The following is a 13,963-nucleotide window of genomic DNA, read 5'->3' on the forward strand; positions in this document are numbered from 1 at the left end:
GGAAGGTCAAGGCAGAATGAGTGGCATGCGGATCGGTGAGGTGGCTCAGGCGTCGGGCACGACAGCTAAGACCCTGCGGTACTACGAGGACGTCGGACTCCTCCCCGACCCCGACCGCAGCCCGGCGGGGTACCGGGACTACGGCCCCGAGGTGCTCGACCGGCTGCACTTCATCCGCCGGGGCCAAGCCGCCGGGCTGACCCTGGCCCAGATCGGCCAGGTGCTGGCCATCCGAGACCGGGGCCAGGCCCCCTGCCAGCACGTCACCGACCTGCTCGACACCCGCCTCGCGGTCATCGACCGGCAGCTCGCCGAGCTCGCGCAGCTACGCACCACGATCGCCATCCTGCGCGAGCACGCCACCACCGGCGACCCGGCCACATGCTCCCCCGAGGACGTCTGCCGCTACCTGTGACCCGCGAAGGTCACCGGCCCGTGGCACCATCGCGACATGGCCGATGACACCCAGCAACGATGCTCGTGCTGCGGCCGCCAGCGGCCACGAAGGTCGCTCCACGCACTCGGGAGCGAACCGGCCTACATCTGCCGAAGGTGCGCGCTCTGGGTCGCCCTTCGCATCGCTCGCGACTGAACGACTCCGCCCGCAACGCGGGCACGCCGCCGGCCGCGGCGAACATCGTCGGATGGTGCGCGAAGGAACCAAAGGGCGCGAATGACGACCAATCATCACGCCGCCAGCGCGATCGCGGGCGCCCGTTGCCGCACTCCTCATCCGACGGTCTGAGCTCCACCGCCTGGCAGCGGTCCGAAGCCTGGAGAGGGCATCGGAACCGGACGGGACCCCCTAACGCTCAGTGGTCCGCCCTCGCAGCGGTTGCGGTCGGTCCAGTTGTCCGTCCCGTAGGAGGAACCCGTTGCGGAGGCGGTGCAGGTCATCGGCGGAAACCCACGCCCGAATGTTCGCAAGACCGCCCGAGAAGGGTTGTCCGGTGACGGTGCGTCATATGGGACGGCCTGTCGTCCCGTAAACGAACGATTCCGCTACAGCGATGACGAGGGTGCGTTGCCCTGTCCAGGATGCTTGACGCTTGTGAATGTTCGGAGTCGTCTGCGCGATGCTGTGCGCGTTGGGCATGGAGTGCTCAGGACTTCGAGCTTGTGGCGTGTCCGTACCCGTGTGCACGATGCGCCCGTTGTTCCATAGTCCTGTGCACGACGAAGCCGTCGGTGAGGATCGGGTTCCTGAGCGTGGCCTGCTGACCGTTCCCGATGAGGTGTGGACGGTGGCGGTGCGCCGGGCAGAGGTGATCGGCCCGCTGACCGCGGCGGGGACGGCCGGTGAGGAGGCGGTGGACGCGGCAGCGGCGCAGTTGGGTGTCTCGCGCCGGCAGGTCTATGTCTTGCTGCGTCGGTGGCGTGAGGGACGCGGGGTGGTCTCCGATCTGATCCCGGGGCGCTCCAGCGGGGGCCGCGGCGGGCAGCGGCTGGCGGCCGAAGTCGAGGAGGTCATCCGGGAGGTGCTGCGCAAGCACTACCTGACCCGGCAGCGGAAGACGACCGCCGCGGTCCACCGCGAGGTCACGCGGGTCTGCCGTGCCCACGGGCTGCCGGTGCCGTCACGCGGCGCGATAGTGCGCCGCATCGCCGGCCTTGACCCGCGCGCCGAGAAGACAGCCCGTGAGGGAGCAGACGCCGCGCGGGCGCTGGAGTCTGCCGGTGGGCAGGTGCCACCGATCACCGGGGTGCTGGAGCAGGTGCAGATCGACCACACCGTGGTGGACCTGATCGTGGTCGACGAGCGCCACCGGCTGCCGGTCGGCCGGCCGTACGTGACGGCCGGGATCGACGTCTTCTCCCGGTGCATCGTGGGTCTGGTGATCACGTTGGAGGCGCCTTCGGCGTTGTCGGTCGGGTTGTGCCTGGCGCACATGGTCACCGACAAGCGGGCCTGGCTGGAACGCCTCGGGGTCGAGGTGCCATGGCCGATGGCCGGCAAGCCTGGTGAGCTATACCTGGACAACGCCGCGGAGTTCAAGAGCGAGGCCCTGCGGCGCGGCTGTGAAGAGCACGGAATCACGCTGCGCTACCGGCCGCCGGGACGCCCGCACTACGGCGGCATCGTCGAGCGGGTCATCGGCACGCTGATGGAGATGGTCCACGAGCTGCCCGGTACGACCTTCTCCAACCCAGCCCAGCGCGGTAGCTACGACTCCGAGGCGAGGGCCGTCTTGACGGTGGCGGAGCTGGAGAAGTGGCTGGCTCTGGCGGTGGCGAGCTACCACGGGCAGGTCCACGGCACGACCGGCCAGACCCCGCAGGCTCGCTGGGCCGCCGGCATCGAGCACGGGACACCGACGACGGTGGCCAACGAGACGGCGTTCCTGGTGGACTTCCTGCCGGTGATCCGCCGGACGCTGAGCCGCACCGGGTTCGTCATCGACCACGTGCGCTACTTCAGCGACGCGCTCAAGCCGTGGATCGCACGCCGGGACCGGCTGGACCGGTTCGTGATCCGCCGTGACCCGCGCGACATCAGCCGCATCTGGGTGCTCGCCCCCGACGGTGCGTCCTACCTGCCGGTGCCCTACCGGACGCTGTCACATCCAGCGGTGAGCGTGTGGGAGCACCGCGCCGCGGTGCAGCGACTCCGCGAGCAGGGCCGGGCGCAGGTCGATGAGGAGATGCTGTTCCGGATGGTCGAGCAGATGCGCACCCTCACCAACACCGCCGCCTCCACCACGCGCAAGGCCCGCCGAGACGCTGAACGCCGCAGCCGGACCGGCGGTGCCCCGCCAGCCGAGCCTGCCGCCGCACCTCCGCCCGACGACATTCCGCCTGAAGGCGCCAGCAGGGGCCGCGCCGCGGATGCGGGGCCGGCGGCGCCGTTCGAGGTCATCGAGCAGTGGTGAACGGGGGCGGCTCCTGGGTCGGCGAGGAACACGAGGGCGATGCCCTGGATCATCTGCATGTCAGCGCTCAGGCCGTGGCACGACTGCCAGCGCAGGAGCGGCTGCGGCACGTGCGCGCCGACAGGTGGATCGGCTACTCCCGCGCGACCGCCGCGCTGGAGCGGCTGGAAACGCTGTACACGTGGCCGGGCAAGCAACGGATGCCGAACCTGCTGCTGATCGGCCCGACGAACAACGGCAAGTCGATGATCGTCGAGAAGTTCCGCCGGCTCCACCCGCCCACCTCCCACGCCGATCGTGAACAGATACCGGTGCTGGCGGTGCAGATGCCCTCCGACCCCTCGGTGATCCGGTTCTACGTGGCACTGCTGGCCGCGATGGGAGCACCGATGCGCCCGCGCCAGCGCCTGGCCGAGCTGGAGCGAGCCACCCTGACGCTGCTGCGCGCGATTGGGGTGCGGGTCCTGGTCATCGACGAGCTGCACAACCTGCTGGCCGGGCGCGGCGAGACCCGGCGCGAGTTCCTCAACCTGATCCGGTTCCTGGGCAACGAGCTGCGCATCCCGCTGGTCGGGGTCGGCACCCGGGAGGCCTACCTGGCGATCCGCTCCGATGACCAGCTGGAGAACCGCTTTGAGCCGTTCACGCTGCCGCGGTGGGAACCGAACGAGGAGGCCCGTTCGCTGCTGGCCAGCTTCGCCGCCGCCTTCCCGCTGCGCCGACCATCGGCGATCGCTACTGAAGACATGGCCCGCTACCTGCTCTCCCGCAGCGAGGGCACGATCGGCGAACTCACCCACCTGCTCACCGACGCCGCGGTGGCCGCGATCGAGTCCGGTGAGGAGGCAATCAACCAACGCACCCTGCTCTTGGCGCCCTACGTCGGCCCCACCGAACGCCGCCGGATGTTTGAACGCGAGCTGGCATGACCGGTCCATGGCCGCTGCACCCGCCACCCGGTGACGGTGAGGCGCTGACCTCGTGGCTGAACCGACTGGCCGAGGTGTACGGCATGAGCGTCGACGACCTCCTCCGGCACAACCTCGCCGCACCGGGCGCCGACCTTCCCGATCAGCAAACCCTGGACCTGGACCCGCCACCGTGGCTGCTTCCAGCGCTGGCCGAGCGCACCGGCACATCGCTGGACCGGCTGCGTCAGCTGACGATCGCCGGCTGGGTGCCTTGGCTCCTGGACTCCCTCGACCCCGAGCCGGTTCCCGGGGCAGCGTTCGACACCTACGTCCGGCAGGACTCGGTGCTCCTCACCACCAGGGAACGGCCCGGACGGCAGGTGCCCGACTGGCGGGCCTGGTTGCCGACCGACTCCAAGCGCGGGCCGCTACGCCGGGCTTGCCCGACTTGCCAGGGCGCCGCCGCGGACGGCACCTTCGGTTTCACGCTCGTGTCCCAGCTGCCGCTGACGCTCAGCTGCCCGAAGCACCGCTGCCGCCTCGAAGCCGCCTTCGGCGGCCTGGGCGCCTTCGTCGCTTGGGAGAAGCCGGACACCCGCCCTCGCCCCGCACCGGCTGTCGTCGTCGCCATGGACGCCCGCACCCACCAGGGCCTACGCACCGGCGCCGTCGCCCTGCCGCGCCGATCCGTGCACGCAGGGGTGTGGCTCCGGCTGCTGCGCACCCTCCTCGACGAGCTATCCACCCCGCTCTCGGCGCTGCGTATCGGCTCTCGACACACAGTGAAGTGCATCTGGGAGATGGCCGGCCAGCCGCCACGCGCCGGCATCCTGGGTCCCTGGCGTCCCTACGAGGCGCTGCCCTGGCCCGCGCAGCAGATGTTCCTCGAAGCCGCCGCCACCGCTCTGCACCTCATCGAAGCGGGCGAGGCCACTGCCCACGGCACTCTGGCCCCGCTGCTGACGCCCGCACCCCGCCGGCACGTCCCCGACGGCACCCCGCACCCTCCTCGCGAGCGTGACTACTGGCAGGAGGCCAGGGACGCGATGGACCGCGCGGTTGCCCTCGCTCGTGACGACCCGGCCGCCGCCCACCAGCTGCTGTCTACCCTCACCGCCCTGACTCGCAGCGAGACGGCCTTCCACCGCGTCCGCGATGACCTGGTAGCCCTCGGCGTCCCGGCCGACCACCTACCACGGACGCTGGCCGAGCAGAGGGCAAGCCGAACCTTGAACGGCCGACCCATGTCTGTCACTTCTTGAACGACCACCCTTGACGGGACGTAGAATAGGTGACGGATTGAGTGACACTCGCGTGATGGTGCGGAGTCGTCCAGCAGTTGTCACGCAAACGGTCGTATACGTGACGGGTGGGAGAGCTGGATGCTGGTCGGGTACATGCGGGTCTCCAAGGCCGACGGGTCACAGACCACCGACCTGCAACGCGACGCCCTCCTGGCCGCCGGCGTCGAACCAGACGCCCTGTACGAGGACAAGGCCTCCGGCAAGAAAGACGACCGTCCGCAGCTGGCCGCCTGCCTGAAAGCCATCCGCGCCGGCGACACCTTGCTGGTGTGGAAGCTGGACCGGCTCGGTCGGGACTTGCGCCACCTGGTCAACATCGTCCACGACCTCACCGAACGCGGCATCGGCCTCAAAGTGCTGACAGGGCAGGGCGCGGCCATCGACACCACCACCGCCTCCGGCAAGCTCGTCTTCGGCATCTTCGCCGCCCTGGCCGAGTACGAACGCGAACTCATCTCCGAACGCACCACCGCCGGCCTGGCCGCCGCCCGCGCCCGCGGCCGCAAGGGCGGCAGGCCGTTCAAGATGACCCCCGCCAAGGTCCGCCTCGCCGCCGCATCCATGGGCCAGCCAGGCACCAACGTCAGTGACCTGTGCAAGGAACTCGGGATCACCCGACAAACCCTCTACCGGCACGTCTCACCCACCGGGGAGCTCCGCGACGACGGCCACAAGATCCTCGACCGCCGGTGAAGCAACGACCGGTCCGTCGTGTCGTACGAGGTCCCCGTCCCGGTGACCATGACCGGACGGCCCAAACGGACAACGTCCATGGTCGTGGCGCCGCTGACCTGCACCGCTCCTGCATCACGTTCGGCTTGCGGTGATCCGATGCCATGATCGGAGACATGGAGCCGGTTATGCTCGCGTTGCCTTTCAGGGGTCGATGGCTGACCCAGAACAGCCCCGCCCGGAGGGTGCCGAGCCATGGGACCGATCTCTTCGGCATCACCTACGCCATCGACTTCGTCGCGGTCGACGGACACGGGAGGTCCGCGCCCCGGACCTGGCGGTCATTGGTGGCCACCGAGTCGCCGCACCTGTTCCGCGGTTTCGGGATGCCAATCCTGGCGCCCGAAGGCGGGGTCGTCGTCGAGGTTCATGACGGCGAGGTCGACCACGAGGCGCGGAGGTCCCAGCCGACGCTTTTGTGCTACGCCGTGACCCAAGCCAGCCGAGTCCGGCAGGGAATCGGCGCGGTCGCGGGCAACCACGTTGTGATCGCGCTGTCGCCGTCGGGTCCGTATGTCGGGGTGGTGCACCTGCGGCGCGGCTCGATTGGTGTCGGGCTTGGGGACCGGGTGAAGACAGGTGATCAGGTCGGCGAGTGCGGCAACTCGGGCAACAGCACCGAGCCGCACGTCCACGTGCAGGTGACCGACTCGGTGGACTGGGCGAGGGCGCGCGGACTGCCGCTGGCATTCCGACCGGCGGGCAGCGAAGCGAGTGACCGCGTCTGGTTGCCTCGCGAGGGCGAGATCGTGGACGCTGGCTGAGCGGAGCTCGCGACTCGCCTCCGAACGCGGACCTCGCGCGCTGGCCGGCCGGGAGCGCCGGGACCAATCCTTTTGCGCGCGTCCCGAGCGACGATCGACTTTCAGGTCGGCTGTCCCGCATCCGACACCTCTGCGGGACGGTGTGCTGCACGTCGTGCGACGCTGCCCAGTCGCCCGGCCGTCGTTCCTCAAACGGAACGGGCTCACTGGTCGTCGCTCATGCCCATGTGCGACTGTTGGTGATCACGATTGTCGGGTGCGCTGGCTATGGTCAAACTGCGAAGGAGGAACAGAAGGGATGTGAAAAGTGGCGACGTTGAGCCCGTGGAGCTTGGCCACCTACGAATCGATCGCCGAGGTACTGGCCGACACAGACACCGGGCTCACCGGCAAAGAGATCGGGGATCTACTGACTAGCTTGCACATCAACGACCCCCAGCCGACCGCATCCAAGCGAGACAGACTGACAGCAGCGTTCGTTGACCGGCACAACAAGGACAAGGGTGACCCCAAACGCATCATCACATTCATCGCTCGAGCCATGGCGCCGATCAAGTACCGTGAACGGCCCGAACTGTTCACCCTGCGGCAGGACCGGCTCAATGAGCGACTGGCGTTCGTGGGCTTGCGGGTACTCGATGACGGCCAGGTGGCCCGAGGTGCGCAGTCACGCACCTTGGACGAAGCCACCCGCATCGCCACCTCCATCCGCGACGAGCTGCGACGTCGCAAAGCACATCCCGAGGTTCTCCGGTACTGCTCGGTCGAGGTGCTGAAGAAGGCGAACTTCCACCCCTGTCTCGAGGCGACCAAGAGCGTCCTCGACCGGTTGCGTCACCTGACCGGCCAAACCGGCGACGGCTCATCCCTGGTCGACGAGGTACTCGCTCTCGGAAAGACCGGGATCCCCAGGCTCGCGATCAACTCATTGACCACGCAGACCGAGAAAGACGAACAGTCCGGGTTGGCCAACCTGGTGAAGGGCATGGTCGGGCTGTACAGGAACCCGACGGCCCATGATCCCCGGCTGAAGCGCTCAATCACCGACGACGAACTGCTGGAAGTGCTCAACCTCGTCTCAATGGTCCACCGCCGGCTCGATGAGGTTCGGCGGACCGAGAGGACCTGACTGTGGGTCATCCCACAGCCCAGGGGGTTCGTACGACTTCCTCCCCACAACCCGGTCGTTCCAGCGGCGGTGGGGAGTCGCGGGGAGGTGCGGGCAGTGCCCTAGGAACGTGGCCCGAGAGTAAGAAGACTCGAACTCAAGGTCAGTCGTCGTTGCCGGCGTTCACCGAGTTAAGCTCGGCGTCTAGCTCCATGAGTTCGATGGCGACCACCGTATCCATCGGCATGAACAATCGGTCGGCTCCGGCCGCTTCGGCGAGGTACTTCCGCCCGAGGGCGGATACCTGGACACGATCAGCACCATCGCGTACGAGGTAGCACAAGGATGCATCGAACGTGCCGTACCGGATGCGGCTAGGGGCGAGCCGATCGTGGCCTGCGTCACGCAGGGCGGGATCATTCGCGAGTGCGGCGACAATCTCGAGCGCTCCCGTGCAAGCCCACGGGAGCATCGTGTCGAGATGTCCAGGACGCAGGCTCTCCCACACCTCGGGATACCGATCGGTGATGTCTTTTTCGTCGTCGCCTGCAATCCATGCCGTAAGGGCGTTGCTCAGCGATTCCTCGTCCAAGTCACGTAGATCCTTCAGCTCCTCAAGGCACGCGATGCAGGACCGGATCATGCGGAGATGGAGTGCGTCGTTCAGTTCGGAATCTGGGGGTGTCGCGCGGAGGACGTTAGTAACCTCGTCGACGTAGGCCGCGAGAGCGTCTCGGAGTTGTAGGCATCCGCGTAGTTTGAGTCCCGACCGGTAAATGGCCGCCCGCATCGTGCCGTCGGGCACGACAGCGCTGAGACTGGCCGCGTAGGCCGCCCCGTTGGACAAGGCGGGGCTCACGTTGGGAGCTGGCGCGGTTGTCGCCCACCAGAAGGTTCGTTCGAGCGCTTGTTCGAGCGAACGCCGAAGGTCCCCGTCCACGGCGGCTGACTCGGCCAGCGCTTCGATCGTCAGTGCGTCGATCACGTCGCGGTCTTGGGCTTCCATCTGTTCGGGGGTGCGGCGTTGAAGCTCGCGCAGTGCCCGTGTCAGAGCAGTCTGGGTCGGGGGAAGGGCTTGCCGCATAGCTCGACGCCACTTGCGTGCCTGAGTGAAGTCGCTGGTCATCACGACGAGGCGTCCGCTCGTGAACTTCCCTGCTCGTCCGGCGCGGCCTTCGAGATTGCGGAGTCGTGCGATGTCGGGAGCACGCTGGCTGTTGTGAGGGGGATAAGCGGCGATGACTGTGCGTGCAGGGAAATCGACGCCTTCAAGCAGCGTTGGCGTGCAGACGATGCAACGCAGAAGGCCCCCATCCTTCCGGGCCGCAGTTTCGATGGCACGACGAACCTCGGGGTGAACCTCACCGTGATGCAGGCCTACGCCTTGGCGCAGGGCTGCTGCCTCTGCGGGATGGGCTTGTTGCAGCTGCGACGCGATTGAGAGCAGAGCGGGCGGCGGTGTCGGGTCTTCTGGCAGAGTGCTGGTTATCGCTTCCAGCAGGTTGGGTGCATATCTCTTGATCTCCGTGAAAGCGACCACGAGGCCGTCCGGGGCGTATGCCTTGACGAGTGCGGCCGCCTCGAACGGTCTGTCTCGGACACAACCGTCGGTCTTCGTCTTCGCGCTCGACTTGAGTGGGAACAGGGGCAACGCGTCGGCGCATTCGGACCACAGGTAGGCCTGAGTAGTGCCCGTCGGCTTGGCACCCTCTGGACCGCGGGTGTAGACGTGTCGCTCGAGCCACGCCGGACGCCAATCCGATTCCAAGGCGTCGCCGTTGATCCAGTTGGCGATCGCATGGACGTTCGAGAACTGGCTCGCGAGGAGGACGACCCGAATGCCTCGTCGCAGCGCCTTCGCGATCAAACGCTCCAACGTGGCTCCGCGGACGCCGTTATCGATGTGCTGAGCCTCATCAACGATCAGCAGTTTGATGTCATCGAGGATGCCGGGTTCATCCCCGGTGACGGCGCGACGCCAATCAAGATCAAGTCGTTCCGGTGTAGTGACGGCGACCCCCGGGCCTTCGAAAACGCCTCCTTGCGATGGTGTCTCCAAGTCGTAGTCCAGCCCGCCTTGGGACGACCTGACGTCGATCGCCTCGGGCAATCCGTTACGCATGTCTTGGGCCAACTGTCGGACGAGGGCGCGCGTCGGGGCTAAGACAGCGACAACGCAGTCGGGGTGGTGGTCGAAGGCATCGGCCGCCACGAGTTGCATCAAGGTAGTCTTGCCGGCGCTGGTGGGCATCTTGATGGCCAGCGACCGCTGCGCCCGATCCAGCAGACCGCCCCTGACCGCCGCTGCTTGCGAGGGCCAGAACGCGTGTCGGCCGAAACGGCGCATCTGGGCAACGACGTGCAGGACGGCGTCACCCGACGATCCCTGTGCCGTCACCATGGTCAGCGGATGACGGTCGAGCCTGTGTATCAGGGCGGCGGCCACGTGGCGAGCTGCATCGGCGGTGGCGTTATCCAGCGGGGCGGCTGAGATCGCGGTAAGCAGCGTGTCGGCGGGTTCTCGCAGATCCAGGACGCATGCGGCATGCTCGGCAAACTCCACGAGTGGCCGGCCGCTCAGGGAGCTCTGTGCCTTCTTGAGTGCCCCCGTCAACAGTTCCGCAAGCCCTCGAACGTCCGGGACCGATGACCCGGCTGCCGCTCGCGCGCGAGCCAGCGCAATGCCGTCTTCATCAGCGAGGTACCAGAGGCTGGCTTCGATGACGCTCTTGAACGGGGTATCACCAGCGTAGGAGGCCGCCACATCAGGGCTGAGAAGCCCGGCGACTCCTGGCTTCGCAGGGTCAAGCAGGATGGACGCGCCTCTTGTCAGGTCCGCATAGGTCAAACGTGAGGCTGCTTCGAACAGAGCGTTGATGGTGTCTAGGAGGTCCGGGACAACGACGACATGGAGCTGACAAACAGGTGGGCTGTCGGACCAACGCTCCTTTATCTTCATGAGGGTCAGGCGATCTTGTGGCACGACCACGACAGCGTGCCGCAAATGGGGCGGCAACGCCGCGTCGGGGTCGGTCAACCGGCCCAGGTGTTGAGCGGCGGTGAAAGCGAATTCACGTCGGTAGTCCGGATGAGCTCGCATCATCTGAACACCAGCGGCCCAGCCCTCGATGCAATACTCCTCGGAGACGCCGCCGAAGCTACCTGCAATCGGATCCAGAACTTGGGACGGGCTGCTGGACGTCCTCGCCTTCGCTTCGACAATGACGGGTTCGACGCTCTCCCCCTGGTCGATGGTCAGACACAAGGTATCCGGCCCTTGGACAGTGGCGTTCGAGACCGGCTTGGCGAGCTGAAGCTTCGTAAAGGGGACCTCGCGGCCCATCCGCGTGCTGTAGAGGCCCTGAGCAATGAGCTCTCCGAAGTCCCCCTTGCGCACGGATGCGCTCTGCGGAACCTTGTCGGAAAGCCGCGCTTGCGGGTAAGCGAGCATCATGTCAGCGGTCACATATGCCCTTCCCACCGTCCGCGCCAGCTCTGGGAGATCCATGCGGGCCGGGTCGAAGACCCACCGGTACACGCTGAGTTCTCCATCGCAGGTCGTCTCGGGCCCCGACACCAAGCGCAGTCTGGCCCCGAACTCGGTGCTCACTGGACCGAGCCGGCCGATTGGGGGCTCCTAGCGGCGGACACTGCCCTATAGGGGGTGGTGCGGTCGATGCCGAGGGTCGCTGCCACTCCTGTCCGCGCATGGACCAAGTTGCGACTAGCGAACCATGCTGCCGCAATCTGGCCCCGCGTCCGCCGGACCTGTGGTTGGCTGGGGCGACGATCTAGCCCGCGGATCCTCCCTGTTTGCTCGGCGATGGCAAGGCCCTCGACTGCGCAGTCGCCCTGGGACCAGCCATGTGACAGTGCCTGGCTCGCGCGAAGTAGGGCAAGGTCGTTCAGTGTCGACACCGCCGCCAAGAAGGCCTCGAGAGCTGAGAGCGACGCCGCACGCCGTTGAGGCAGCGAAACGTTGTACGGGCGCGACATGAGACTCCTTCTCGGGGGTTGTGCCCAGTGTGCCTCAAGGCGCGACGCGTGCAAGCTGGGCGTCGGGAGGCGCGGCCCTTTCCATACGCTCGGTCATGCCGCGAGGTGAACCTACGCTGCAGCGAGGTGACATACGCTTCTGCCGCCCAGTACTTGAAAGGGCGCCCCGCGTCTCGCTAAGGGATCGACAAACGCGACACGGCGGAGGCATGGCAATCCGGGGTGAGCGGAGCGCGTCGAAGCATCGCAATAACCTGTGGATTGCAGCGCTTCTTGGCGCGGTTATTGCAGCGCAAAATGGCGGGTGCCGCTTACTGTCGGGCCTGTACCTCGTGCTGACGCTACGCCTTCTAGCCTGCCTTGTTGTCCCGCGCGAATGCGCTGGCGAAGGTGCCGCTCAAGCTGGTGATCGCCTCGTCGATGCCGTCTCCGTCGGGGAGTATGCCGGTCAGGTCACCAGCCAACTCGCCTAGTCCCCGGTGTAGGTGATCTCGACCTGGGGTTGCCGAAGCCGCCCGTCGTCAGCTTGGCCTGATATTCGTCGACGATGAGGGCGCCGGAGACGCAGCCGGTCCACAACTCGACCACAGGACCGTCCCGCCTGGCAGACGCTGGACATCTACACATCACCGTGCAACTATATTCGTATGTCCGCATATACGAATGGGGCCTCGGCTGAGTTCGATGACACCCATGTGGAGATCGCCGCGGAGATCTTCGCCATGCTTGCCGATCCGACGAGGATCCGGATCGTCCTGGCATTGCGCGAGGACGAGTTGTCGGTGTCGCAACTCACCGAGGCGGTCGACCGGTCGCAGGCGGCCGTGTCGCAGCATCTGGCGAAGCTGCGGATGGCGCGGATGGTGACGACCCGACAGGAAGGCAACCGGGTGTTCTACCGGCTGGCGAACGATCACGCCAACAAACTGGTGCGGGACGCGATCTTCCAAGCCGAGCACACGGTTGGCGACGTGGTCCGCCACCACCACAATGCGGATCAGGACTGATGGCCGCGGGGCACGACCACGGTGCAGACAAACACGCCGTGAACCGGCGCCGGCTGGCCATCGCGTTCGCGATCACGTCGACGATCCTGCTCGCGGAGATTGTCGGAGCGCTTGTGACCAACAGCCTTGCGCTGCTGGTCGACGCCGCCCACATGCTCACCGACGCAGCCGGCTTGGGAACGGCACTGTTCGCGGCGCACCTGGCCAGACGACCGGTCAGCGCGACCCGGACGTGGGGCTATGCCCGGGCGGAGGTGCTCTCCGCGACCGGCCAAGCCGCGGTCCTGCTCGCGGTGGGCGTATTCGTGATCATCGAAGGCGTTCAGCGCCTGTTCGCACCCCCAGAGATCGCCTCAGCCGGCCTGCTCGTATTCGGCGTTATCGGACTGCTGGGCAACACGGCGTCCCTGCTCGTGCTGGCCGCGGGCCGCAACGCGAACTTCAACCTCCGCGCGGCGTTCCTCGAAGTGGTCAACGACGCGTTGGGGTCGCTGGCCGTGATCCTCGCCGCAGTCGCAATCGCCGTCACCGGCTGGACCGGCTGGGACGCCGTCGCCGGCATCCTCATCGGCGTACTGATCATGCCGCGAGCGTTCAAACTGCTCCGCGAGACCGTCAACGTCCTTCTCGAGTCCACCCCAACCGGCCTGGACCTCGAGGACGTCCGCACTCACCTGCTGGAGTGCAGCAAAGTCATCGACGTCCACGACCTGCACGCATCCCAGATCGCGACCGGACTGCCCGTCCTCACCGCTCACGTCGTCGTCGAACCCGACAGCTTCCACGACGGCACCCTCCACGCACTGCTCGACGACCTCCAACAGTGCGTCGCCGAACACTTCGACATCAGCGTCGAACACTCCACCTTCCAACTCGAACCCGCCGGCCACGCCGAGCACGAGCACACCCCCCACACCTGAACGGAGACAGATCATGCAATGCCCCGAAGACAACACCACCCTCGTCATGACCGACCGGGCCGGAGTCGAGATCGACTACTGCCCACAATGCCGAGGCGTGTGGCTCGACCGCGGCGAACTCGACAAAGTCATCGAACGCTCCACCACCCAGTGACGACCCACCCAAGATGTGAACGACTACGACGATCGCGGAAGGTCCAGGCACGGCGACAGCCACAAGAGCGGCGGCCACGGCCGCCGCAATGACCGCCGCGGATGGCTCGGCGAACGGTTCGACTGACGCCGGCCACCAATGCACCGGCACACGATTGAACAGTGTGGAGTGAAATTCAGTGATGGCTGTATCATGCG

11 protein-coding genes are annotated in these 13,963 nt (G+C 66.9%); 10 read left to right on the top strand and 1 reads right to left on the bottom strand.

Translation table 11 applies throughout. The features are described 5' to 3' along the window. Positions 1-25 precede the first annotated feature (25 nt). The 7 genes from MPLG2_RS04095 (at position 26) to MPLG2_RS04125 (ending at position 7,710) form a co-directional block, all read left to right on the top strand. Positions 26-415 (top strand): heavy metal-responsive transcriptional regulator, encoded by a 390-nt coding sequence (locus tag MPLG2_RS04095; protein ID WP_028708020.1) that lies wholly within the window; start codon positions 26-28, stop codon positions 413-415. 730 nt (positions 416-1,145) lie between these two features. After that, positions 1,146-2,870, top strand: a complete 1,725-nt coding sequence (locus MPLG2_RS04100; RefSeq protein WP_105187456.1) for a Mu transposase C-terminal domain-containing protein — start codon at positions 1,146-1,148, stop codon at positions 2,868-2,870. Beyond that, positions 2,867-3,799 (top strand): TniB family NTP-binding protein, encoded by a 933-nt coding sequence (locus tag MPLG2_RS04105; RefSeq protein ID WP_231935782.1) that lies wholly within the window; start codon positions 2,867-2,869, stop codon positions 3,797-3,799. Before MPLG2_RS04100 ends, MPLG2_RS04105 begins: the two co-directional genes overlap by 4 nt. Beyond that, a complete protein-coding gene (locus MPLG2_RS04110) occupies positions 3,796-5,043 on the top strand; it encodes a TniQ family protein (protein WP_105185048.1) in 1,248 nt (415 codons plus the stop codon). The genes MPLG2_RS04105 and MPLG2_RS04110 overlap by 4 nt, the downstream gene beginning before the upstream one ends. A 120-nt stretch (positions 5,044-5,163) precedes the next feature. After that, positions 5,164-5,778: a recombinase family protein gene (locus MPLG2_RS04115; RefSeq protein WP_105185049.1), complete on the top strand. Its 615-nt coding sequence runs from the start codon at positions 5,164-5,166 to the stop codon at positions 5,776-5,778. Positions 5,779-5,933: 155 nt separating this feature from the next. Further along, positions 5,934-6,581 carry a M23 family metallopeptidase gene (locus tag MPLG2_RS04120; protein WP_231935784.1) on the top strand — a complete coding sequence of 216 codons (648 nt, stop codon included), beginning with the start codon at positions 5,934-5,936 and terminating at the stop codon, positions 6,579-6,581. Between the two features lie 316 nt (positions 6,582-6,897). Beyond that, the gene (locus tag MPLG2_RS04125; RefSeq protein WP_173909595.1) at positions 6,898-7,710 is read left to right on the top strand and encodes a TIGR02391 family protein; all 813 of its coding nucleotides are present in this window, start codon (positions 6,898-6,900) and stop codon (positions 7,708-7,710) included. A 142-nt stretch (positions 7,711-7,852) separates the two neighbouring features. On the opposite strand, the gene MPLG2_RS04130 is transcribed toward MPLG2_RS04125, so the two are convergent. Then, a complete protein-coding gene (locus MPLG2_RS04130; RefSeq protein WP_105185052.1) occupies positions 7,853-11,299 on the bottom strand; it encodes a DEAD/DEAH box helicase in 3,447 nt (1,148 codons plus the stop codon). 1,033 nt (positions 11,300-12,332) lie between these two features. Between MPLG2_RS04130 and MPLG2_RS04135 the strand changes: the two genes are divergently transcribed. The 3 genes from MPLG2_RS04135 to MPLG2_RS18935 are packed head-to-tail and all read left to right on the top strand — an operon-like array spanning position 12,333 to position 13,766. Beyond that, the gene (locus tag MPLG2_RS04135; protein WP_105185053.1) at positions 12,333-12,692 is read left to right on the top strand and encodes an ArsR/SmtB family transcription factor; all 360 of its coding nucleotides are present in this window, start codon (positions 12,333-12,335) and stop codon (positions 12,690-12,692) included. A 38-nt stretch (positions 12,693-12,730) separates the two neighbouring features. Continuing rightward, on the top strand, positions 12,731-13,612 hold the full coding sequence (locus MPLG2_RS04140; protein WP_231935786.1) for a cation diffusion facilitator family transporter: 882 nt from the start codon (positions 12,731-12,733) through the stop codon (positions 13,610-13,612). A 13-nt stretch (positions 13,613-13,625) separates the two neighbouring features. Then, positions 13,626-13,766: a TFIIB-type zinc ribbon-containing protein gene (locus tag MPLG2_RS18935; protein ID WP_197710075.1), complete on the top strand. Its 141-nt coding sequence runs from the start codon at positions 13,626-13,628 to the stop codon at positions 13,764-13,766. Positions 13,767-13,963 lie beyond the last annotated feature (197 nt).

It is taken from the genome of Micropruina glycogenica, assembly GCF_900289045.1.
Lineage (GTDB): Bacteria > Actinomycetota > Actinomycetes > Propionibacteriales > Propionibacteriaceae > Micropruina > Micropruina glycogenica.

Excerpts from the sequence above, each read along its gene's own strand:
- MPLG2_RS04120 (WP_231935784.1), top strand. The coding sequence starts at position 5,934 with ATGGAGCCGGTTATGCTCGCGTTGCCTTTCAGGGGTCGATGGCTGACC.
- MPLG2_RS04095 (WP_028708020.1), top strand. The coding sequence starts at position 26 with ATGCGGATCGGTGAGGTGGCTCAGGCGTCGGGCACGACAGCTAAGACC.
- MPLG2_RS18935 (WP_197710075.1), top strand. The coding sequence starts at position 13,626 with ATGCAATGCCCCGAAGACAACACCACCCTCGTCATGACCGACCGGGCC.
- MPLG2_RS04100 (WP_105187456.1), top strand. The coding sequence starts at position 1,146 with ATGCGCCCGTTGTTCCATAGTCCTGTGCACGACGAAGCCGTCGGTGAG.
- MPLG2_RS04110 (WP_105185048.1), top strand. The coding sequence starts at position 3,796 with ATGACCGGTCCATGGCCGCTGCACCCGCCACCCGGTGACGGTGAGGCG.
- MPLG2_RS04115 (WP_105185049.1), top strand. The coding sequence starts at position 5,164 with ATGCTGGTCGGGTACATGCGGGTCTCCAAGGCCGACGGGTCACAGACC.
- MPLG2_RS04135 (WP_105185053.1), top strand. The coding sequence starts at position 12,333 with ATGTCCGCATATACGAATGGGGCCTCGGCTGAGTTCGATGACACCCAT.